The sequence below is a fragment of the Streptomyces sp. CC0208 genome, assembly GCF_003443735.1.
In the GTDB taxonomy this organism is placed as follows: Bacteria; Actinomycetota; Actinomycetes; order Streptomycetales; family Streptomycetaceae; genus Streptomyces; species Streptomyces sviceus.
In genome coordinates, this window is sequence record NZ_CP031969.1 from 3,502,837 (window position 1) to 3,524,539 (window position 21,703).

General features: G+C 71.3%; 17 protein-coding genes. 7 read left to right on the forward strand and 10 right to left on the reverse strand.

Going from position 1 to position 21,703, the window contains the following annotated elements:
- Positions 1-5: 5 nt before the first annotated feature.
- Positions 6-2,687 (reverse strand): protein kinase, encoded by a 2,682-nt coding sequence (locus D1369_RS15755; protein WP_240436077.1) that lies wholly within the window; start codon positions 2,685-2,687, stop codon positions 6-8.
- Between the two features lie 174 nt (positions 2,688-2,861).
- Positions 2,862-5,048 (reverse strand): serine/threonine-protein kinase, encoded by a 2,187-nt coding sequence (locus D1369_RS15760; protein ID WP_037901177.1) that lies wholly within the window; start codon positions 5,046-5,048, stop codon positions 2,862-2,864.
- 351 nt (positions 5,049-5,399) lie between these two features.
- Here D1369_RS15760 and D1369_RS15765 point away from each other — a divergent pair, with 351 nt between their 5' ends.
- Positions 5,400-6,443 carry a serine hydrolase domain-containing protein gene (locus D1369_RS15765; RefSeq protein ID WP_118083138.1) on the forward strand — a complete coding sequence of 348 codons (1,044 nt, stop codon included), beginning with the start codon at positions 5,400-5,402 and terminating at the stop codon, positions 6,441-6,443.
- Positions 6,444-6,547: 104 nt separating this feature from the next.
- Here D1369_RS15765 and D1369_RS15770 read toward each other — a convergent pair whose 3' ends face one another.
- Positions 6,548-8,254: a glycerol-3-phosphate dehydrogenase/oxidase gene (locus D1369_RS15770; RefSeq protein ID WP_007384142.1), complete on the reverse strand. Its 1,707-nt coding sequence runs from the start codon at positions 8,252-8,254 to the stop codon at positions 6,548-6,550.
- 311 nt (positions 8,255-8,565) lie between these two features.
- Between D1369_RS15770 and D1369_RS15775 the strand changes: the two genes are divergently transcribed.
- Entirely contained in the window at positions 8,566-9,771 is a 1,206-nt protein-coding gene (locus D1369_RS15775) for a nucleotide sugar dehydrogenase (RefSeq protein WP_037901174.1), read from the forward strand.
- Positions 9,772-9,894: 123 nt separating this feature from the next.
- On the forward strand, positions 9,895-10,494 hold the full coding sequence (locus D1369_RS15780) for a hypothetical protein (RefSeq protein WP_037901172.1): 600 nt from the start codon (positions 9,895-9,897) through the stop codon (positions 10,492-10,494).
- Between the two features lie 591 nt (positions 10,495-11,085).
- Here the strand turns inward: D1369_RS15780 and D1369_RS15785 are convergent.
- From D1369_RS15785 to D1369_RS15800, 4 genes are all read right to left on the reverse strand, one after another.
- A complete protein-coding gene (locus D1369_RS15785) occupies positions 11,086-12,210 on the reverse strand; it encodes a GuaB3 family IMP dehydrogenase-related protein (RefSeq protein ID WP_007384139.1) in 1,125 nt (374 codons plus the stop codon).
- A 118-nt stretch (positions 12,211-12,328) separates the two neighbouring features.
- The gene (guaB, locus tag D1369_RS15790; protein WP_007384138.1) at positions 12,329-13,831 is read right to left on the reverse strand and encodes an IMP dehydrogenase; all 1,503 of its coding nucleotides are present in this window, start codon (positions 13,829-13,831) and stop codon (positions 12,329-12,331) included.
- 177 nt (positions 13,832-14,008) lie between these two features.
- Positions 14,009-14,596, reverse strand: coding sequence for a sigma-70 family RNA polymerase sigma factor (locus D1369_RS15795; protein ID WP_007384137.1), 588 nt, complete (start codon positions 14,594-14,596; stop codon positions 14,009-14,011).
- 286 nt (positions 14,597-14,882) lie between these two features.
- Complete coding sequence (locus D1369_RS15800; RefSeq protein ID WP_003948568.1) at positions 14,883-15,494, reverse strand: response regulator transcription factor; 612 nt, start codon at positions 15,492-15,494, stop codon at positions 14,883-14,885.
- Positions 15,495-15,875: 381 nt separating this feature from the next.
- On the opposite strand from D1369_RS15800, the gene D1369_RS15805 reads away from it, so the two are divergent.
- The gene (locus D1369_RS15805; protein WP_007384136.1) at positions 15,876-16,202 is read left to right on the forward strand and encodes a WhiB family transcriptional regulator; all 327 of its coding nucleotides are present in this window, start codon (positions 15,876-15,878) and stop codon (positions 16,200-16,202) included.
- A 55-nt stretch (positions 16,203-16,257) separates the two neighbouring features.
- Here D1369_RS15805 and D1369_RS15810 read toward each other — a convergent pair whose 3' ends face one another.
- Positions 16,258-17,154, reverse strand: coding sequence for a LysR family transcriptional regulator (locus D1369_RS15810; protein WP_007384135.1), 897 nt, complete (start codon positions 17,152-17,154; stop codon positions 16,258-16,260).
- 80 nt (positions 17,155-17,234) lie between these two features.
- On the opposite strand from D1369_RS15810, the gene D1369_RS15815 reads away from it, so the two are divergent.
- The 3 genes from D1369_RS15815 (at position 17,235) to D1369_RS15825 (ending at position 19,481) form a co-directional block, all read left to right on the forward strand.
- Positions 17,235-17,903: an MOSC domain-containing protein gene (locus D1369_RS15815; protein WP_007384134.1), complete on the forward strand. Its 669-nt coding sequence runs from the start codon at positions 17,235-17,237 to the stop codon at positions 17,901-17,903.
- A gap of 50 nt (positions 17,904-17,953) precedes the next feature.
- On the forward strand, positions 17,954-18,727 hold the full coding sequence (locus D1369_RS15820) for an SDR family oxidoreductase (protein ID WP_007384133.1): 774 nt from the start codon (positions 17,954-17,956) through the stop codon (positions 18,725-18,727).
- Between the two features lie 64 nt (positions 18,728-18,791).
- A complete protein-coding gene (locus D1369_RS15825) occupies positions 18,792-19,481 on the forward strand; it encodes an ester cyclase (protein ID WP_007384132.1) in 690 nt (229 codons plus the stop codon).
- Positions 19,482-19,562: 81 nt separating this feature from the next.
- On the opposite strand, the gene groL is transcribed toward D1369_RS15825, so the two are convergent.
- Both groL and groES read right to left on the reverse strand, forming a co-directional pair.
- Positions 19,563-21,188, reverse strand: coding sequence for a chaperonin GroEL (groL, locus tag D1369_RS15830; protein WP_007384131.1), 1,626 nt, complete (start codon positions 21,186-21,188; stop codon positions 19,563-19,565).
- 111 nt (positions 21,189-21,299) lie between these two features.
- Positions 21,300-21,608 carry a co-chaperone GroES gene (gene groES / locus D1369_RS15835; RefSeq protein ID WP_007384130.1) on the reverse strand — a complete coding sequence of 103 codons (309 nt, stop codon included), beginning with the start codon at positions 21,606-21,608 and terminating at the stop codon, positions 21,300-21,302.
- Between the last annotated feature and the right edge of the window lie 95 nt (positions 21,609-21,703).

A 21,703-nucleotide genomic window follows, 5' to 3' on the forward strand; every position in this document is an offset into this window, starting at 1 on the left:
GTCCGTCAGCCGGTCACCTGGTACGTGGCCGACGCCTGCTCGTACAGCCGGGTCACCTCGTCCCGCTCCGCCTCGGGCCCGCGCACCTGCACCACGTGGTACTTCCCGCCGATCAGGATCGCGAGATTGCGTACGTACAGCTCGCGCCCGTCGTCGGCGGTCCAGGTGAACTGCCCCTCGGCCATGCTCCTGGTGCCCACCTGGATCGACTTCAGCCCGGTGGCGGTGGCCCAGCTGGAGTCGCGGTACGGCTGGAGCTCGGGCTCCTTGTCCCGCTGGTAGGCCATCGGATCCTCGCCGTTCGCGGCCGCGGTGTCCCGCCCGGGGACGACGATCAGCTCGAAGTCGCCCTGGGAGTAGACCACCTGTCCCCGCCCGTTCCTCGGCGTGCGGCCCCAGCCTCCTGCCACGGCGACCTTGAAGCCCTCGGGGTCCGCGCGCAGGGTGAAGCCGTCGGCGACCTCGGGCCCGGCGGTCTGGGTCTCGGCGGCACCGCTGGACTGCGACGGCTCGGGGGTGGTCGGCTCGGGCCGGGGCTCACCGCCGGCCTCGGGGGACTGCGCCGTGCCGGCCTGGCTGGTGGAACCCGTCTCCTTGGCGGCGCCCCTGTCGTCGGGGCCCGACTTCGGCATGAAGTACATGGCGTACGCGATCGCCGCGGCCATCACCAGCAGGATGAGCAGCAGCAGATTGCGGCCGAGCCGACGCGGTGAAGGGGCCTCCTCCCGGGCCCGCTTGTGCCGCCCGTGCGTCGCGGGCAGCCCGGCGCGCCGCCTGCGCACCAACTCGCCCCGGCGCCGCACGATCGGCAGCCGGCTCGTGTCCACGGGCGGCGCGGCGACGACATGGGCGCCGGCCTCCGGCTCGGGCGCGGACCGCACCAGCGACCGCAGCCAGCCGCGCAGTTCCTCGAAGTCCAGCCGCTCGGTCGGGTCCTGCCGCAGCAGCGACTCCACGACCGGCCTGAGCGGCCCGCACTCCTCCGCGAAGGCGGGCGGCTCGGCGCACACCAGCTGCACCAGCTCGGCCGTCGACTCCTCGGGATAGGGCGCGTGCCCCTGGACGGCCCGGAACAACAACGCCCCGAGAGCCCACAGATCCGTCGCGGGCCCGATGGGCGCGGCGAGCTGCCAGTTCTCGTGCACCGGCCCGGCCTGCTCCGGCGCCCAGCGCTCGGTGACGGGTCCCACCACGGCCATCCGGGCCTGCCGTGCCCGCTCGGCGGCGAGCGCGGTGGCGGGGCCGCGGCGGGCGGGGGCATCGGTGGGCGGGAGGTCCTCCCAGCGGGTGGGCGCCTGCGCCTGCTCCACGGCAGGCACAGCGTCAGCGACGGGTCCTTGGTTCACGGGCACCGCACCCGCACCGCGCGGCACGGCACCGTGCCAGGGGGTGGGGCGTACGCCGTAGGGGTCGACTGTGGGCCCCGGGGCCCCGGCGCCGGGCACCTGCTCGACGCCGTCCAGGGCCGGATACGACGGCTGCGCAAGGCCGTTGGCCGAGGGATACGGCGACTGCGACCTGCCGTTCGGCGGTACGGCGGGGTCGGCGCCCCGTGTCCGTGCGGCGGGGTCGGCCTCCGGTGCGGGGCGGGCCCCGGGCAGGGCTGCCCTGCCGTTCTGCGCCTCCTGGACCCGGGCGGCGGCCCGTGCGCCCGCGCGGTAGGCGGCGATCGCCCCGGCCCGCGCCGCGCGGATGTCCGTACCGCCGTCGGGCTCCCTGCGGACGAGTTCGGCCGACGCCCCGGTCCCGTTCGCCGTCTCCACGCCGGCGCTGGGCAGCCCGCGGGCCTCCCGGGCCTCGATCGCGGCCCGCCGGGCGGCCTCGGGATCGCCTCCGCCGAAGGTGACGGCACCACCCGGGCCCGGCCCGGCGCTCCGGGCGTCCAGTCCGAAGGCCGCGTCTGCGACGCCGTCCTCGAGAGCCGACCGAGCACCGCCCGGCCCGCCGTTCGGGCCCGTCGACTGTCCGGGAACCGGGAGTCCACCGGGTCCTCCACGCCCGTCGGTCCCACCGATCGTGCCGTGGTCCGCCCCTGGCTCCCCGCCTCCGGAGCCCCATTCACCCGCTTCGGCCGGCACCGGGTCGTAGCCGCACAACGCCTCCTCGGCGGCGCCGACCGCGAGGCCGGTCAGCATGACCCGGCCGTCGTCGCAGACGAGCACCGTGCGGGCGGTGATGTTGCGGTGCACCCAGCCGTGCGCGTGCAGCACCCGCAGCGCCATCAGCACGTCGGAGGCGACCTCGGCCGCCCGGTACGGCGTCAGCGGCTTCTCGGTGAGGAGCGCCGACAGCGGCCGCGCGGCCACCAACTCGCTGACGACCCACAGCGAACCGCCCTCGGCGAACACGTCGAAGACCTGGTCGAGACGCGGATGGTCGGGAATCCGGGCGGCGGCCTGCGCGGCCTCGACGGCCCGCCGCACAGCGGGCTCGGTGGGCCGGCGTGCGCCGCGCCGCCCCGGGGTCCGCCGCGCACCCTGAGGGTCACGGGCGGTGAACCCGTCGGGCAGCCCCTCCGCGTCGAGCACCTCGGCCTCGACGACCTCGGGCAACGGGACCTGCCTGACCAGGACTTCCTGACCGCTGTAGGTGTCGAAGGCGCGTGTGTCGGTGAGTTCGTACTCGTCGGACGGGGGCAGCGGCAGGCGGTAGCGGTCGGCGAGTACCCGACCCGCATAGTCGTCCACGTTGCCTCCCCCGGCCGCCCGGTTGGTCAATTCCGTTCGCCTAGCAGGCCGTTCCGTACCCGAACCTGGATGCGGACGGTCCACGAACATTCACGATACGTGCCGGAGGCAACCCGCAAAGAGGGGATTCCATATCTCAGGGTCCAAACACATGACCGTTTACCGTACGGCGCTTCACGACTTCGGTTCGAAGGTGCGGGCGAGCGTCTGCCATGTGTCCTTGCGCAGCTCAGTGCCCCAGTTCGCGGCTTTCGCGGTGTACATCAACCCATATCCGAGATGGTCGTCGACGACGAATCCACGGTCGATCGTCCGGTACTTCGTCCCGCCGTCCACATAGGTGAACTCCCAGTCGGCCGTGTTCCAGCTCCGGTAGTCCACCTTCTCTATTCGGATCTTGGTGTACTGCGAACGGCGCATGCCCCGCTCCTGGTTCTCCCAGTCCGCCACCGGGTCACCCTTGGGCGCACTGGTCCAGCCGACGAGCAGCTTCTGCCCGTCGGGCCCGGTGAACCGGTCGCCCGCGGAGCTGCTGGTCTGGAACTTCCACCCCTTCGGCAGCCCGATCGAGTACCCCTGGCCGCCCCGGTACGTGGAGGCCACCGCACCCTCGTCCGCGGAGCCCCCCGAACCGGAGGACCCTCCCGAACTCCGGCCGCTCTCCTCCGCACCCGGCGTGTTCGAGGACCCGGTGCCCGCCTCCGACGAAGGGGACCCGGCGGTGGACCCGTCGGTCCGGGTGCCCCCGCTCTTGTCCTCCTTGGTGCCGGCACTCGCGCTCGTGCTCGCCGTCACCTTGGCGCCGCCGCCCTCGGCCCCGTCGCTGCCGTCGCCCCCGCCGAGCGTGAGAGCCAGCACGGTGCCGATGACCGCGAGCGCCACGACCACCGCGATGATCACCAGCGTCCGCCGCGGCACCACGTCGGTCAGCGGCGCCCTGGGCACCGGCCTCGGCGCCATGTCCGGCGGCGGCGTCATCACGGGCCATCCCGAACTCCGCCCGTCCGACACCGCATCGGTCTGCCGCGTCTTCCCGTCCCGGACCCCGGCCGCACCGGTCGAAGCCGAGGCCGTGGCTGACGTCGAAGCCGATGTCGAGGCCGCCTCCGACGCGGCCGACACACCCGCCGCGCCCTTCCGCCCGGACGTGGAAGGCGCAGAGGAAGCCGGAGCAGCCGGAGTGGCCGATGCAGCCGGAGAAGCCGAAGGCGCCGAAGAAGCCTCGGAAGCCTGGGCGGGCACCTTCGCGCCCCCCGAACCCGCCGTGCCCGAACCCGCCGTGCCCGAACCCCCAGAGCCCGAACCAGCCGTACCCGAACCCGTACCGCTCCCGGACTTGGCACGGGCCGCCGCCGCGGACGTCGAGGCCGCCCCGGCGGCCTTGCGCACGGAACGCAGCGCCCCGCGCAGCCGCTCTCCGCCCGCACGCTCCTGCGGCTGCGCCGGCAACGGCACCACCCGGGTCGCGTCCGCCGCCGGCTCCGGCTCCGGCTCGGCCTGCTTCGGCTCGGGCGCGTGGATCACCGCGGTGAGCATGGCCCGCGCGCGGCTGTCGTCGAGGCGCTGGGCGGGGTCCTTGGTGAGCAGTCCGTAGATGACGTCCTTGAGCGGACCCGCGTTCTTCGGCTCCTCCAACGGCTCGGTCATCACCGCCGTGAGGGTCGCGATCGCGGACCCCTTGTCGTACGGCGGGGCGCCCTCGACCGCCGCGTACAGCAGCCCGCCGAGCGACCACATGTCGGCCGCGGGGCCCGGCTTGTGCCCACGCGCCCGCTCCGGGGAGATGTAGGAGGGCGCGCCGACGAGCATGCCGGTGGAGGTGATCGACGGGTCGCCCTCGACCTGGGCGATGCCGAAGTCGGTGAGCACGACCCGGCCGTCCTCGGAGATCAGCACGTTGGACGGCTTCACGTCCCGGTGCAGGATGCCCTCGCGGTGCGCGGACCTGAGCACGTCGAGGATCGCGAGGCCCACCTCCGCCGCGCGCTTGGGCTTCAGCAGCCCGTCCTCCCGGATGACCTCGGCGAGCGACTTGCCCTCGACGAGCTCCATCACGATCCACGGCCGGTCGTCCTCGTCGACCACGTCGTACACGGTCACCGCGCTGGTGTTGCGGATCCGCGCGATCGCCTTGGCCTCACGCAGTGTGCGCGTGATCAGCCGGCGCTTCTCGTCCTCGTCGATGCTGGACGGGAACCGGAGCTCCTTGACGGCCACCGTCCTGCCCAGGGTCTCGTCCTCGGCGCGCCACACCGTGCCCATGCCTCCGCGGCCGAGCACTCCTCCCAGCCGGTACCGCCCGGCGAGGAGACGCTCGTTCTCGTTCTGCCGGGATGCTCCCGCCCGCTCCGCGTCCGACATGCGTCCCCTCATGAACCCGCCCTGACAGAGCCTCCATTGTCCCTCACCCGACAAGTGCCCGACGCCCCGGGTGCCCCTGACTCCGCCTCACCCGCGGCAGGGCCCGGGGATGTCGGCACACAGATCCCGTCGGCCCACGGCCCCCCTCCACGCACAGTTCCCAACCGCTTACAGCTCCCTCACCCCCCGCGGGCACCGGCCGCCCTCCGCCTCCTCCCGCGCACAGCCCCCGCGAGCCCCTCGCACCCACCGGCGCCCGGCCTCCGGCACCACCCCGCGCACCTCTCACGGACCGAGTGCCCATTCCGCTCGCGACCCTGCATGATGGCCTCCGACAAGGGAGGATCCGCGATGCCCTCACTTCGGGCACTACTGGCCGTGCCGGCCTCCCTGGTGCTGCTCGCCCTGGCCCCGGCTGCCTCCCCGGCCCCCGTGGCCCGAACCCCGGACGCGCTGCTTCCGCTGCTGGTGGCCCACGGTGGCGCTCCCGCCGCGGCACTCCTGGCCGAGGAGCAGAGCGGGACCCGTTACGCCGCGGCGGGCCCGGGAATCGCCCGCGCCGACCACTTCCGTGCCGGCAGCATCACCAAGACCTTCATCGCGACGGTCGTCCTCCAACTGGCCGCGGAACACCGGTTGAAGCTGTCCGACACGGTGGAGCAGCACCTGCCCGGCCTGGTGCGCGGAGCGGGCAACGACGGCCGCGCGCTGACCCTGCGCGCCCTGCTCACCCACACCAGCGGCCTGAACGACTTCACCGCGGACACCCTGGGCCTGGTTCCCCTCACTCCCGTGCAAGCCGTCCGTGTCGCCCTCACCCACCCTCCGGCCGACCGCGGCCGCTACTCCTACTCCAACACCAACTACGTCCTGCTCGGCCTGGTGATCCAGCAGGTCACCGGCGACTCCTACGCCACCGAGGCCGAGCGGCGGATCATCGCCCCACTGGGTCTGACGGGCACCTCCTTTCCCGGTTCGCGCACCTCTCTCCCCTCCCCGCACGGCCGTGCCTACACCGCCGACGGGTCCGACGTCACCGCGCTCGACCCGCGGGTGGCCGGAGCCGCGGGCGAGCTGGTGAGCACCCTCGCCGACCTGGACCGCTTCTACGCGGCACTCCTCGGCGGCCGGCTGGTGTCCCCGTACTGGCTGCACGAGATGACGGACACCCGCACCGCACACGGCCTGTACGGCATGGGGCTGTTCCCGGTGAAGCTGCCGTGCGGCACGACGGTGTGGGGGCACAACGGCCGCATCACCGGCAGCTACGTGCGCACCGCAGCCACGGTCGGCGGCCGTCGCGTCCTCACCTTCCGCGTGAACACGACGTCGATCGCAGACCCCGACCTCGAACCGGCCCTGCTCGCCGCCGAGTTCTGCCCCCGCACCTCGTAGAACGACCGGGTTCCGAACGAAGATCCCGGCCCACGACACCCGTTCGAGTGATGTCGGGCGACCCCTGCTTCCGGCGCACTACAGCACCAGCACCAGCACCAGGCTTACAACGGCGCGATGTCCGGCGCCCCCAACCGCGCCGCGTCCGCGGTCAGGTCGTCCGGCTGCCGCTGCGACTCCCGCTCCGCCTCCACCCGCTTCTCGTAGTGCTCGACCTCGCGCTCGATCTGGTCCTTGTCCCAGCCCAGCACCGGCGCCATCAGCTCGGCGGCCTCGCGGGCGGAGCGCACCCCGCGGTCGAAGGTCTCGATGGAGATACGGGTGCGCCGGGTCAGCACGTCGTCCAGATGCCGCGCGCCCTCGTGCGAGGCGGCGTAGACGACCTCGGCGCGCAAGTAGTCGTCGGCGGCCTGCATCGGCTCGCCCAGCGTGGCGTCCGAGGCGATGAGGTCGAGGACCTCCTCCGCGAGGCTGCCGTACCGATTCAGCAGATGTTCGACCCGGGCGACATGAAGCCCGGTGCGCGCCGCGATGCGCGCCCGCGCGTTCCACAGCGCCCGGTAGCCCTCGGCGCCCAGCAGCGGCACGTCCTCCGTGACGCATTCGGCGACCCGGGTGTCGAGGCCGTGCACCGCCTCGTCGACGGCGTCCTTGGCCATCACCCGGTAGGTCGTGTACTTGCCGCCCGCCACCACGACGAGCCCGGGCACCGGATGCGCCACGGTGTGCTCGCGCGAGAGCTTGCTGGTGGCGTCCGACTCACCGGCGAGCAGGGGCCGAAGCCCCGCGTACACGCCCTGGACGTCGTCCCGGGTCAGCGGCACCGCGAGCACCGAGTTCACGTGCTCCAGCAGGTAGTCGATGTCCGCGCTGGAGGCGGCCGGGTGGGCCTTGTCGAGGTCCCAGTCGGTGTCGGTGGTGCCGATGATCCAGTGCCGGCCCCAGGGGATGACGAACAGCACGGACTTCTCGGTGCGCAGGATCAGCCCGGTCGAGGAGTGGATGCGGTCCTTGGGCACGACGAGGTGAATGCCCTTGGAGGCGCGGACGTGGAACTGTCCCCGCTCGCCGACCATCGCCTGGGTGTCGTCGGTCCACACCCCGGTCGCGTTGACCACCTGCTTGGCGCGGATCTCGTACTCCCCGCCCGCCTCGACGTCCTGCACCCGGGCCCCGACCACCCGCTCGCCCTCCCGCAGGAACCCGGTCACCCGCGCGCGGTTGGCGGTCTTAGCGCCGTAGGCGGTCGCCGTGCGCACGAGGGTGGCCACGAAGCGGGCGTCGTCCATCTGGGCGTCGTAGTACTGCAGCGCGCCGACCAGGGCGTCCTTCCTCAAGGCGGGCGCGACGCGCAGGGCGTGACGGTGGCTCAGGTGCCGGTGCCTGGGCAGTCCCCGGCCGTGGCCCCTGGCCATCGACATGGTGTCGTAGAGCGCGACGCCCGAACCGGCGTACCACCGCTCCCAGCCCTTGTGCTGCAAGGGGTACAGGAAGGCCACGGGCTTCACGAGATGCGGGGCGAGCCGCTCCAGGAGCAGTCCGCGCTCCTTCAACGCCTCGCGCACGAGGGCGAAGTCGAGCATCTCCAGATAGCGCAGGCCGCCGTGGATCAGCTTGCTGGAGCGGCTGGAGGTGCCCGACGCCCAGTCACGCGCCTCGACCAGGCCCACGGACAGGCCCCGGGTCACCGCGTCGAGCGCGGTACCCGCACCGACCACGCCGGCTCCCACCACCAGAATGTCCAGTTCCCGCTCGGCCATCGCTGCGAGTGACTCGGCGCGCTGCGCCGGCCCCAGTGTCGCTGTCCTCACCACTGCTGCCTCCAGCTGTCGGTCGCACCGGTCACCGTCGCGGGCCGGAGCCTGCATGACTAATGGCCCGGTCCGTATCCCCCATGCCCAATCCTGACCGGGTTGCCCGACTTCGGCCACCAGTCACCCTCAGCCTGTGGATAACTTTCACCGCTGCGTAGACCAAAGCTCACAACCCCACAGGAAGACACACGGAATCAATCCCGTATATCGGTCATATTTACTCCTAGTCTGACATTGCGCTCGCTCGTCCAGTCCACAGGGCTTGCGCACCTGTCCCGCTTCGGTTACTGGGAAGGACGGCCCACGCCATGCCCGCAGATCTCGCCGTGATCGGACTCGGTCCCTACGGACTGCCCCTGGCCCAGGCCGCTGTCGCCGCCGGCATCTCCACGCTCGGCTACCGCACCGGCCCCGAGGCCGGCTCCCTCAGCCCCGCCGAACTGCGCCGGATGCTCTCGGGGGGCTTCCGGACGGCCGCGGGCCCGGCCGAACTCGGCCGGGTGCGCACGGCGGTCATCTGCGCGCCGACCCCGGCGGGTCCCGACGGCGGCCTGGACCTGAGCCAGGTGGAGGCGGCCGCGCGCACCCTGAGCGCACACCTGCGCCCGCACACCACCGTCATCCTGGAGTCCCCCGTCCCGCCGGGCACCACCGAGGAGTTCCTGCGCCCGCTCCTCGAAGAGGGCTCGGGCCTGCGCGCGGGCCGCGACTTCCACCTCGCCTACTCGCCCACCCGTGTCGACCCCGGCAACCGCGACTTCACGCCCGCCACCACCCCCAAGGTGATCGGCGGCTTCACGCCCGCGTGCACGGAGTCGGCCGCCGCCTTCTACTCGCGCCTCACCGACAAGGTGGTACGCGCGCGTGGCCCACGCGAGGCGGAGACGGTCCAGCTCCTGGAGACCAACTACCGCCACGTCAACATCGCCCTCGTCAACGAGATGGCCGTCCTCTGCCACGACCTCGGCGTCGACCTCTGGGACGTCATCCGCTGCGCGGAGACCAAGCCCTTCGGCTTCCAGGCCTTCCGCCCCGGCCCCGGCGTCGGCGGCCACACGATCCCCCGCGACCTCACCAGCGGCGGCCGCTCCCTGCGCATGGTCGAACTCGCCCGGCAGGTCAACGACCAGATGCCGCGTTACGTCGTCCAGCGCGCCGCGGCCCTCCTCAACGAGCACGGCAAGTCCGCGCGGGGCGCCCGCATCCTCCTGCTCGGCGTCACCTACAAGCCCGACCTCGCCGACCAGCAGGGCACCCCCGCCCACGAGGTCGCCGTACGCCTGATGGAACTCGGTGCCTCCGTCAGCTACCACGACCCCCACCTCCCGTCCTGGAGCGTCCTGGACCGCCCGGTTCCCCGCGCGGACTCCCTCTACGAGGCGGCGGCCGACGCGGACCTGACGATCCTGCTCCAGCAGCACCGGACGTACGACCTCCAGGGCCTGTCGGTGAAGGCTCAGCTGTTGCTGGACACGCGGGGGGCCACACCGACGGGAGCGGCGCACCGCCTCTGACGTCAAAACACCGGTGGCTCTGTCGGACCCACCTGTTAATCTCCCCTCACTCGTCGCACAGTCGTGCGCACGCTTCTCTGCTTCACCATTCCGTTTGTTCCATCCCGTGGGGGGATTTCTGTCATGAGCCAGTCAGCACCACCGCCTGCCCAGCCGCCTGTCGAGCCTGCCGAGCCGCAGGCCCAGCCCCAGCCGGTCGACGGCAACCCGTACGCGCAGCAGTCGGCCGACGGCGCTCCGTCCGCCCCGCAGCCGGGCACCGTACCCCCGCCTCCGGCACCGGGAGTCCCGTACGGGGCCGTCCCCGCCCCCGCTCCGGTGCGCGACAACGTCGGCCTCGGTCTGGTGGCCGCCTTCGTCGCCGCCGTGGTCGCCGGCGGTGTCTACGGCGCGATCATCGGCCTGACCAAGCACGAGATCGGCTGGGCGGCGGTCGGCGTCGGCTTCCTGGTAGGCCTCGCCGCAGGGCGTCTCGGTGGCCGCAACCCCGTGCTGCCGGTCGCGAGCGCGGTCCTGTCGCTGGGCTCCGTCTACATCGGCCAGCTGGTGGGCGAGGGCATCATCGGCGCCAAGGAGACCCCGCTGAGCTTCAGCGAACTCTTCTTCCAGCACTTCGACGTCCTCCAGGAGGCCTGGAAGGCGGACGCCGACCCGCTGACGTTCCTGTTCTTCGCGATCGCCGCGTACGTCGCCTTCACGGGCGCCAAGAAGGCGGCGCACTGACGCTGCCGGTGCCCGGCGAAGGGGCGGCGCACCGGTTGTGAAGGGGGGCGCGTGGGCGCGACGGGCCCCGGAGCCGGTGGCATGCGGGGTGCGCCGCAGGTACCTTACGGTTACAGGTGGAGCCCACCGCAGCGGCCACTGCGGCAGGCACCTGGATGGTTCACGGAGTGTCCGCCCCTACGTCTTATGGGGGCGGCCGCTCACCATCCGAAAATCCGCAAGATCCACCTCCTCCGGCACTTCACCGTCCACAGACGGATCCGGTCCCAGCGGGTGGGCTTACGGTGGCGACCCATCGGCGCCCCCTTCCACAGCACCGCCCAGTGGCCTGGTAGACGGTCCGTCGGACATCGGGCCAGGCCCCGAGGAGCGGGGTCTGGAACCAAATCCTTTTGGAAGGGGGCGCTCCAAAGGACTGGGGCGCCGACACGGACGCTATCGCCCCCACCCCGGCTGACCAGCCCGTTTCCGCCCCGAACGCAACCGCGCGCCCCCGCACCACCTCACGCGCCGCCCGCCTCGCACAGCCCCAGGGCACGCGAAAGGCCGGCCACCCCACCCGGGTGACCGGCCTTGCAGTCGCCGTAAGACCTACCGCTTGTGCTGCGAGTCCGCCACCGTCACCTCGACGCGCTGGAACTCCTTCAGCTCGCTGTACCCCGTCGTGGCCATCGCCCGCCGCAGCGCGCCGAAGAAGTTCATCGAGCCGTCCGGGATGTGCGACGGGCCCGCCAGGACCTCCTCGATCGTGCCGACCGTGCCGAGGTCGACCTTCTTGCCTCGCGGCAGCTCCTCGTTGACGGCCTCCATGCCCCAGTGGTGGCCGCGACCGGGCGCGTCCGTGGCACGGGCCAGCGGGGAGCCCATCATCACGGCGTCCGCGCCGCAGGCGATCGCCTTGGGGAGGTCGCCGGACCAGCCGACACCGCCGTCCGCGATCACGTGGACGTACCGGCCGCCGGACTCGTCCATGTAGTCCCGGCGGGCGGCGGCCACGTCGGCCACCGCGGTGGCCATCGGGACCTGGATGCCCAGCACATTGCGCGTGGTGTGCGCCGCGCCGCCGCCGAAGCCGACCAGGACGCCCGCCGCGCCGGTGCGCATCAGGTGCAGGGCGGCGGTGTAGGTGGCGCAGCCGCCGACGATCACCGGGACGTCGAGCTCGTAGATGAACTGCTTCAGGTTCAGCGGCTCGTGCGAACCCGACACGTGCTCCGCCGAGACCGTCGTACCGCGGATGACGAAGATGTCCACGCCCGCGTCCACGACGGCCTTGGAGAACTGCGCCGTGCGCTGCGGGGAGAGCGCGGCGGCCGTGACCACGCCCGAGTCGCGCACCTCCTTGATGCGCTGCCCGATCAGCTCCTCCTTGATGGGAGCCGCGTAGATCTCCTGGAGGCGGCGGGTCGCGTTGTCCACGTCCAGCTGGGCGATCTCGTCGAGCAGCGGCTGCGGGTCCTCGTACCGCGTCCACAGGCCCTCGAGGTTCAGCACGCCCAGACCGCCGAGCTCGCCGATGCGGATCGCGGTGGCCGGGGAGACGACCGAGTCCATGGGGGCGGCCAGGAACGGCAGCTCGAAGCGGTAGGCGTCGATCTGCCAGGCGATCGAGACCTCCTTCGGGTCGCGCGTACGACGGCTGGGGACGACGGCGATGTCGTCGAAGGCGTACGCCCGGCGGCCGCGCTTGCCGCGCCCGATCTCGATCTCAGTCACGATGTGTGGCCTTTCCCTGATGCGTTGCAGCGCCTCCCAGTATCCCCGACGGGTACGACAAGGGCGGCCCCGGATGCTCCGGGACCGCCCTCACGCGCGCGTGGCTCTCAGCAAAGGCTCACTTGCGGCTGTAGTTCGGCGCCTCGACCGTCATCTGGATGTCGTGCGGGTGCGACTCCTTCAGACCCGCCGAGGTGATCCGCACGAAGCGGCCCTTGGACTCCATCTCGTCGATGGTGGCCGCGCCCACGTAGCCCATGGTCTGGCGCAGCCCGCCGACGAGCTGGTGCAGGACGCTGGACAGCGGGCCCCGGTAGGGCACCTGGCCCTCGATGCCCTCGGGCACGAGCTTGTCGTCCGCGGAGACCTCGGCCTGGAAGTAGCGGTCCTTGGAGTACGACCTGCCCTGGCCGCGGGACTGCATGGCACCGAGCGAGCCCATGCCGCGGTACGACTTGAACTGCTTGCCGTTGATGAACTGCAGCTCGCCGGGCGACTCCTCGCAGCCCGCGAGCAGCGAGCCCAGCATCACGGTGTCGGCACCGGCGGCGAGCGCCTTGCCGATGTCGCCGGAGTACTGCAGGCCGCCGTCGCCGATCAGCGGGATGCCCGCGGGACGGGCGGCGAGGGAGGCCTCGTAGATGGCGGTGACCTGCGGGACGCCGATGCCGGCGACCACGCGGGTGGTGCAGATGGAGCCCGGTCCGACTCCGACCTTGATGCCGTCGACACCGGCGTCGATGAGCGCCTGGGCGCCGTCGCGGGTGGCGACGTTGCCGCCGATCACGTCGACGTCGACGCTCGACTTGATCTTCGCCATCCAGCTGAGGGCGTTGCTGTTGTGGCCGTGCGAGGTGTCGACGACCAGGAAGTCCACACCGGCCGCGGCGAGGGCCTGGGCGCGCTCCAGCGCCTCGGGGCTGGCGCCGACGGCCGCACCGACGAGCAGCCGACCCTCGGCGTCCTTGGCGGCGTTGGGGTACTTCTCCGCCTTGACGAAGTCCTTGACCGTGATGAGGCCCTTGAGGACACCCGCGTCGTCGACCAGCGGAAGCTTCTCGATCTTGTGCTTGCGCAGCAGGTCCATGGCTTCGACACCGGAGATGCCGACCTTGCCGGTGACCAGCGGCATCGGCGTCATGACCTCGCGCACCTGACGGCTGCGGTCCGACTCGAAGGCCATGTCACGGTTGGTGACGATGCCGAGGAGCTTGCCGGCCGGGTCGGTGACCGGGACGCCGCTGATGCGGAACTTGGCGCACAGCGCGTCGGCCTCGGCGAGGGTCGCCTCCGGGTGCACGGTGATCGGGTCGGTGACCATGCCGGACTCGGACCGCTTCACCAGGTCGACCTGGTTGACCTGGTCCTCGACGGAGAGGTTGCGGTGCAGCACGCCGACGCCGCCGAGGCGGGCCATGGCGATGGCCATGCGGGACTCGGTCACCTTGTCCATGGCGGCCGAGAGGAGCGGGATGTTGACCCGGACGTTGCGGGAGATGCGGGACGAGGTGTCGACCGCGTTGGGGAGCACCTCGGACGCTCCCGGCAGCAGCAGCACGTCGTCGTAGGTGAGCCCGAGCGTCGCGAATTTGTCGGGCACTCCGTCGACGTTTGCAGTCATGACACCTTCCCCAAATGGCCTTGATCGGTGCGGATGTCCATGCTAACGGGAAGCAAGGGTGGCAAATTCCACGGAATCCGCGGATCACACGGTTCCGGCCCGCTCCGGGCTTCGTATGTTCGTACGGAAGCGGCGCGCCGCCCGTTCAGGGGCGTGCGCTGCTGCCAGGAGCGCGCCCTACTGCTCGGCCAGCGCTCGCAGCCTGCTCAGAGCCCGGTGCTGGGCCACACGGACCGCACCGGGTGACATTCCCAACATCTGACCCGTCTCCTCCGCCGTCAACCCCACGGCGATGCGCAACAGGAGCAGCTCGCGCTGGTTCTCGGGGAGGTTGGCCAGGAGCTTCTTGGCCCATTCGGCGTCGCTGCTGAGCAGCGCCCGCTCCTCGGGGCCGAGGGAGTCGTCCGGCCGCTCGGGCATCTCGTCCGAGGGGACGGCCGTGGAACCGGGGTGGCGCATCGCGGCGCGCTGCAGGTCGGCGACCTTGTGCGCGGCGATGGCGAAGACGAACGCCTCGAAGGGGCGCCCGGTGTCGCGGTAGCGCGGCAGGGCGAGGAGGACGGCTACGCAGACCTCCTGCGCGAGGTCCTCCACGAAGTGCCGGGCGTCGCCCGGGAGACGGGACAGCCGGGTGCGGCAGTAGCGCAGGGCCAGCGGGTGGACATGGGCGAGCAGGTCGTGCGTGGCCTGCTCGTCCCCTTCCACGGCACTGTGGACGAGCGCACCGATCGCCCCATGGGGATGAGCCGCCTCGTCGTCACGCATCGGTCCATGGTGCCCTGGCGTCGTTGGATCCGTGACATCGCGCTGGTTGTTGTGCACCGAAGCGTTATGAGCAGGTGCGCCGGAACTCATACCCTGCGCCCTCCCCTTCCGCTCGACCGACTCGTCCCCGAGAGACTCCACATCTCCAAGGATGCGGCATCCGCCACGAAACAGGCAGCGGGGCATCGAAGGGGCCGCTCGACCGCGCCCCGTCAGGGGCGCGGAGAACTGCGCGACCAGCCACGAACAACCCGCAGCCCTACTACGACCGCACGTGACGGAATGCTCAGCGCACCAGGCCCCAGCGGAAGCCGAGCGCCACCGCATGCGCCCGGTCCGAGGCGCCCAGCTTCTTGAACAACCGCCGCGCGTGCGTCTTGACGGTGTCCTCGGAGAGGAAGAGCTCCCGCCCGATCTCCGCGTTGGACCGTCCGTGACTCATCCCTTCGAGCACCTGGATCTCACGCGCGGTGAGCGTCGGCGCCGCGCCCATCTCCGCCGACCGCAGCCGGCGCGGGGCGAGCCGCCAGGTCGGGTCGGCGAGCGCCTGCGTCACCGTGGCGCGCAACTCCGCGCGCGAGGCGTCCTTGTGGAGGTAGCCGCGCGCACCGGCGGCGACCGCGAGAGCGACCCCGTCGAGGTCCTCCGCGACCGTGAGCATGATGATGCGCGCACCGGGGTCCGCGGACAGCAGCCGCCGTACGGTCTCGACGCCGCCCAGACCGGGCATGCGTACGTCCATCAGAATCAGGTCCGAACGGTCCGCGCCCCAGCGGCGGAGGACTTCCTCGCCGTTGGCCGCGGTCGTCACGCGCTCGACGCCGGGCACGGTCGCGACCGCGCGGCGGAGCGCCTCTCGGGCAAGCGGGGAGTCGTCGCAGACGAGGACGGATGTCATGGCCGCCCTCCGCAGCTGATGCACGTCACCTTGAGCCTCCAGGCTGGTACGAAATCGTCACCTGTGCGGTCGACCGTCTCGGACGCCTGCCCGAGCACTTCTTGCTTCAACCGCCTCCGCACTCTCAACGACGGTCACCCGAAAGAGTTACGGGGCTGCGCACTGTCTTCGGCACTCTACGTGAGGGCGCGGACACGGTGCAGACATGCGCGACGGACCCACAACGTTTCATCACAACCCATGCCCCATTCAGACCCTTTTCTTCCCATTTCCTGGTGTCTGAGGCTAGATTCGCAATGAGTCATATTTTCATCTCCTTAGATCGTAGATGTACGGTCGTGGACACGGTATCCACCCAGAACCGCTACAAGGGGTCACGCAATGGCAGATTTCTCCCGCCTTCCCGGACCGAACGCGGACCTGTGGGACTGGCAGCTCCTGGCCGCCTGTCGCGGGGTGGACAGCTCGCTCTTCTTCCATCCGGAGGGCGAGCGCGGTGCGGCCCGGAGCGCTCGCGAGAACTCGGCCAAGGAGGTCTGCATGAGATGCCCGGTGCGCGCGCAGTGTGCGGCGCACGCGCTCGCGGTGAGAGAGCCGTACGGCGTGTGGGGCGGGCTGACCGAGGACGAGCGCGAGGAGCTCATGGGGCGGGCCCGGCACCGGCTGGTGTCGGCGTCATCCGTCGGGAGCGGCGCATCGAACAACTGAAGGAACGTTTCTTCTGGAAGGGCACGCGCACGTGCCCTTCTTTCTGTCCGGCGGCCTAGCGGTCGGCCGCGCGCGCCAGCTGCTCCAGCGTCGCCGCCACCGCGGGCACCTGCGCCAGGTCGGGCAGCGTGAGCGCCACGATCTCCCGCCGGACCGCCGGCTCCAGCGTCACCGTGCGTGCACCCCGCGGCCGTACGGACTCGACGGCGAGCTGGGGCAGGACGGCGACGCCGAGGCCCGCGCCCACCAGGCCGACCACCGCCGGGTAGTCGTCGGTCGCGAAGTCGATGCGGGGCGTGAAGCCGGCGCTCTCGCACACCTCCACCAACTGGCCGCGGCAGCGCGGGCATCCGGCGATCCACGACTCCCCCGCGAGCTCCCCGATGGCCACGGACCCCGCGCGCGCGAGCCGGTGCCGCTCCGGTACGAGGGCGACGAGCCGGTCGGTCAGCAGCGGCCGTACGACGAGGTCGTCCCACTCGTCGCCGCCGGCGGCCCCCTCGTAGCGGAAGGCGAGCGCGATGTCGCAGTCGCCCTCCCTCAGCAGGCCGACGGACTGCGGGGGTTCGGCCTCCTCCAGGAAGACCCGGGTGCCGGGGTGGGCGGCGCGCAGCGCGGCGAGGGCGGTGGGCACGAGGGTGGAGCTGCCGCTGGGGAAGGAGACGAGCCGGACCCGCCCGGCCCGCAGCCCGGCGATGGCGGCGACCTCCTCCTCCGCCGCCGTGAGGCCCGCCAGGATGCCGGCGGCGTGCCGCACCAGGGCCTGGCCCGCCTCGGTCAGCCGCATCTCGCGTCCGGTGCGGATGAGCAGCGGCGTGCCCACCGACGTCTCCAGAGCCTTCATCTGCTGGCTGACGGCGGGCTGGGTGCAGCCCAGTTCGCGGCCCGCGGCGGAGAAGGAGCCGGTGGCGGCGACGGCGCGCAGGACACGGAGATGTCGGGCCTCGATCACCTTTCGAGGATAAGCCGTACTTTGACATTGCGGCGAATAATGCATGGCACCTTTGGGTTCCTGTCCCCTACCGTGCCGCTATGAAGCTGCTGTCGGTGAATGTGGGCCGCGAGAAGGCCGTTCCGTACACGGACAATCCGGAGGGCGTCACCGGCATCGACAAGCGGCCGGTCGACGGGCCGGTGCGGGTGGCCGCTCCCGGCCCCAAGGGCATCGGCGGCAGCGCGCTCGCCGGGGACGCGGTGTGCAAGAGGCAGCACCACGGCGGTGACGACCAGGCCGTGTACGCGATGGCGCGCGAGGACCTGGACGCGTGGGAGGGCGAGCTGGGCCGCTCACTGGCCAACGGCGCGTTCGGCGAGAACCTCACGACCGAGGGCATCGACGTCTCCGGCGCGCGCATCGGCGAGCGCTGGCGGATCGGGTCCGAGGTGGTGCTGGAGATCACCAGCGCGCGGATCCCGTGCGGCACCTTCCAGGGCCACATGGGCGAGCCGCGCTGGGTGAAGCGGTTCACGCAGAAGGGCGCGCCGGGCGCCTATCTGCGGGTGATCCAGCCGGGCGAGATCCGTACCGGGGACCCGGTCCAGATCGTGCACCGGCCGGACCACGACGTGACGGTCGCTCTGGCGTTCCGGGCGATGACCACCGAACGGCCGCTCCAGCCAAGGCTGTTGGCGGCGGGCGAGGCGCTCCATCCGGAGCTGCGGAAGTGGGCGCTGGAGTACGTGGAGAAGCACGGCGCCTGACGGGCCCTCGGCAGGCGGACGCTGTCGGTCCCGGTCATTAACCTTGCGCCATGACAACGGCATTGATTACGGGATCGACCGCGGGCATCGGTGCCGCGTTCGCACGACGGCTGGCGGCTGACGGGCACAACCTGGTGCTGGTGGCCCGCGACACCAAGCGGCTCCAGGACCAGGCGACCGAACTCCACGACCGCCATGGCATCGAGGCCGAGGTCCTCACCGCCGACCTCGCCACGGACCCCGGCATCGAGGCGGTCGCCGCCCGCCTGTCCGACCGCAGGTCCCCCGTCGACCTCCTCGTCAACAACGCCGGCTTCGGCAACAAGGGCCGCTATCTCGACGTCTCCATGGCCGACGAGCTGAAGATGCTCAAGGTGCACTGCGAGGCGGTGCTGCGCCTGACGTCGGCGGCGTCGGAGGCGATGCGGGAGCGGGGGCGCGGGGGTGTCGTGAACGTCGCCTCGGTGGCCGCGTTCGTGCCGCGTGGGACGTACGGCGCCTCGAAGGCGTGGGTCGTGCAGTTCACGCAGGGCGCGGCGAAGGATCTGGCGGGCAGCGGGGTCCGGCTGATGGCCCTGTGCCCGGGGTTCGTGCGGACCGAGTTCCACCAGCGGGCCGGGATGGGCACGGACAACATCCCCGGCTGGATGTGGCTCGACGCGGACAAGCTGGTCGCCGCGGCCCTCAGCGACCTGGCCCACGGCAGGACGCTGTCGATCCCGGACCCGCGTTACAAGGCCCTCATGGCGTTGGTGAAGGTGGCGCCCCGGGGGTTGCTGGGCGGGGTCACGTCGAGGACGGGGCGGAAGTACGGGCCGCAGTAGGGCCCGAAAAGGCGGACAATGGTGCTGTTCGAACCGGACCCAGGGGGGCCGGAGGTGGTCGCGTATGACGTTCGTACAGCTCATCGACTGCAGGACCAGCCGTTTCGACGAGATGAACCGGCTGATGGACACGTGGGTCGAGCAGACCAAGGGGAAGCGGACCGCGACGCACGCGGTGGTCGGCAAGGACCGGTCCGACACGTCGCACTTCGTCGAGATCGTGGAGTTCCCGTCGTACGAGGAGGCGATGCGGAATTCGGGGCTGCCGGAGACCGAACGGATCTTCCAGGGGATGGTCGCGCTGTGCGACGAGATGCCGACCTTCACGGATCTGGACGTGGTGCGGGACGAGCAGCTCAACCCGGCCACGTCACGGGAGTTCTTCGAGCGGGCCGGGCGGGCCGGGACGGCTGAGCTGTTCGCGCGGTTCGCCGACGACTACCTCGACCACGATCCGGCCAATCCCGGGGATCTGGGGCTCGCGGCGGCGCGTGAGGAGTACGAGGGGTGGCGGCAGGCCTTCGACTTCACCTTCCGGGTGGACGACCAGATCGCCCAGGGCGACCGGGTGTGCACCCGCTGGACCTGGGCCGGCAAGCACACCGGCGAGTTCGTGGGCATCCCGGCGAGCGGGCAGAACGTCACCATGACCGGCACCACCTGGCACCGGTTCCGGGACGGGCTGATCTGCGAGGGCTGGTGGCAGTACGACCGTGCGGGGCTGATGGAACAACTGGGGGTACTCGGGAAGTAGAGCCCCTCGGACCCGCGAAGGGGAAAGCCCCCGTTCCCTCAAAGGGAACGGGGGCCTCCTTGCGACCTGTGAGCGCTGGGCTCAGTGGGAGTGGCCGTGGCTGTGACCACCGGCGGCCGGCTCCTCCTCTTCCTTCTTCTCGACGACCAGGGTCTCGGTCGTGAGCAGGAGGGAGGCGATGGAGGCGGCGTTCTCCAGGGCGGAGCGGGTGACCTTGACCGGGTCGATGACGCCGGCCTTGACCAGGTCGCCGTACTCGCCGGTCGCGGCGTTGAAGCCCTGGCCCTTGTCGAGCTCGGCGACCTTGGAGGTGATGACGTAGCCCTCCAGGCCGGCGTTCTCGGCGATCCAGCGCAGCGGCTCGACGACGGCCTTGCGGACGACGGCGACACCGGTGGCCTCGTCGCCGGTCTTGCCGAGGCCGCCCTCGAGCACCTTGGCGGCGTGGACCAGGGCGGAGCCACCACCGGAGACGATGCCCTCCTCGACCGCGGCGCGGGTCGCGGAGATGGCGTCCTCCAGACGGTGCTTCTTCTCCTTCAGCTCCACCTCGGTGGCGGCGCCGACCTTGATCACGCACACGCCGCCGGCCAGCTTCGCGAGGCGCTCCTGGAGCTTCTCGCGGTCCCAGTCGGAGTCGGTGTTCTCGATCTCGGCCTTGATCTGGGCGACGCGGCCCGCGACGGCGGCGGAGTCGCCGGCGCCGTCGACGACCGTGGTGTCGTCCTTGGTGACCGTGACGCGGCGGGCGGTGCCCAGCACCTCCAGGCCGACCTGGTCGAGCTTGAGGCCGACCTCCTCGGAGATGACCTCGGCGCCGGTGAGGGTCGCCAGGTCCTGGAGCATCGCCTTGCGGCGGTCACCGAAGCCGGGGGCCTTGACCGCGACCGCGTTGAAGGTGCCGCGGATCTTGTTCACGACCAGGGTCGACAGGGCCTCGCCCTCGACGTCCTCGGCGATGATCAGCAGCGGCTTGGAGGCACCCGACTGGATGACCTTCTCGAGCAGCGGCAGCAGGTCCTGGATGGAGGAGATCTTGCCCTGGTTGATCAGGATGTACGGGTCGTCGAGGACGGCCTCCATACGCTCCTGGTCGGAGACCATGTACGGCGACAGGTAGCCCTTGTCGAAGGCCATGCCCTCGGTGAAGTCCAGCTCCAGACCGAAGGTGTTGGACTCCTCGACGGTGATGACACCGTCCTTGCCGACCTTGTCCATCGCCTCGGCGATGAGCTCGCCTACCTGGCTGTCCTGGGCGGACAGACCGGCGACGGCGGCGATGTCGGACTTCTCGTCGATCGGGCGGGCGGTCGCGAGGAGTTCCTCGGAGACCGCGGCCACGGCCGCGTCGATGCCCTTCTTCAGCAGCGCCGGGGAGGCACCAGCGGCGACGTTCTTCAGGCCCTCGCGCACGAGCGCCTGGGCGAGCACGGTGGCGGTGGTGGTGCCGTCACCCGCGATGTCGTTGGTCTTGGTCGCCACCTCCTTCACCAGCTGGGCACCGAGGTTCTCGTACGGGTCCTCGATCTCGACCTCGCGGGCGATCGTGACGCCGTCGTTGGTGATGGTGGGAGCGCCGAACTTCTTGTCGATGACGACGTTGCGGCCCTTGGGGCCGATCGTCACCTTGACCGTGTCGGCAAGCTTGTTGACGCCGCGCTCGAGGGCGCGACGGGCGTCCTCGTCGAACTTCAGGATCTTCGCCATGGGAGCGTGAGCCCTCTCGGAAATCTAGGTGAAAAGAGACTGCGCCCCGGGCGCCCGGCTTGTCAGTGGTCGGGGGGCCAGGGGCGCAGCTCAGAGAAATGCTGGGGTGAATTACTTCTCGATGATCGCGAGCACGTCGCGGGCCGAGAGGACGAGGTACTCCTCGCCGTTGTACTTCACCTCGGTGCCGCCGTACTTGCTGTACAGCACGATGTCGCCGACGGAGACGTCGAGCGGAAGACGGTTACCGTCCTCGAAGCGGCCCGGGCCCACGGCAAGGACGACGCCCTCCTGGGGCTTCTCCTTGGCAGTGTCCGGGATGACCAGGCCAGAGGCGGTGGTCTGCTCGGCGTCGAGCGGCTGGACCACAATGCGGTCCTCGAGCGGCTTGATGGCAACCTTGGAGCTGGTGGTCGTCACGATCCGACCTCCCCCTTCGGAGATCACGGGGTTGACTGTCTGAGGTGGCGACCAGGTGGATCCGTCGTCGCGGGTGCCGGACCTGCCCGTCGCTG

Bases quoted from the DNA above. Each gene is read 5' to 3' on its own strand.
- D1369_RS15825 (WP_007384132.1), top strand. From the start codon at position 18,792: ATGACGTTCGTACAGCTCATCGACTGCAGGACCAGCCGTTTCGACGAG.
- D1369_RS15800 (WP_003948568.1), bottom strand. From the start codon at position 15,494: ATGACATCCGTCCTCGTCTGCGACGACTCCCCGCTTGCCCGAGAGGCG.
- D1369_RS15765 (WP_118083138.1), top strand. From the start codon at position 5,400: ATGCCCTCACTTCGGGCACTACTGGCCGTGCCGGCCTCCCTGGTGCTG.
- D1369_RS15780 (WP_037901172.1), top strand. From the start codon at position 9,895: ATGAGCCAGTCAGCACCACCGCCTGCCCAGCCGCCTGTCGAGCCTGCC.
- D1369_RS15805 (WP_007384136.1), top strand. From the start codon at position 15,876: ATGGCAGATTTCTCCCGCCTTCCCGGACCGAACGCGGACCTGTGGGAC.
- D1369_RS15760 (WP_037901177.1), bottom strand. From the start codon at position 5,048: ATGTCGGACGCGGAGCGGGCGGGAGCATCCCGGCAGAACGAGAACGAG.
- D1369_RS15820 (WP_007384133.1), top strand. From the start codon at position 17,954: ATGACAACGGCATTGATTACGGGATCGACCGCGGGCATCGGTGCCGCG.
- groL (WP_007384131.1), bottom strand. From the start codon at position 21,188: ATGGCGAAGATCCTGAAGTTCGACGAGGACGCCCGTCGCGCCCTCGAG.
- D1369_RS15815 (WP_007384134.1), top strand. From the start codon at position 17,235: ATGAAGCTGCTGTCGGTGAATGTGGGCCGCGAGAAGGCCGTTCCGTAC.
- D1369_RS15795 (WP_007384137.1), bottom strand. From the start codon at position 14,596: ATGCGTGACGACGAGGCGGCTCATCCCCATGGGGCGATCGGTGCGCTC.
- D1369_RS15775 (WP_037901174.1), top strand. From the start codon at position 8,566: ATGCCCGCAGATCTCGCCGTGATCGGACTCGGTCCCTACGGACTGCCC.
- guaB (WP_007384138.1), bottom strand. From the start codon at position 13,831: ATGACTGCAAACGTCGACGGAGTGCCCGACAAATTCGCGACGCTCGGG.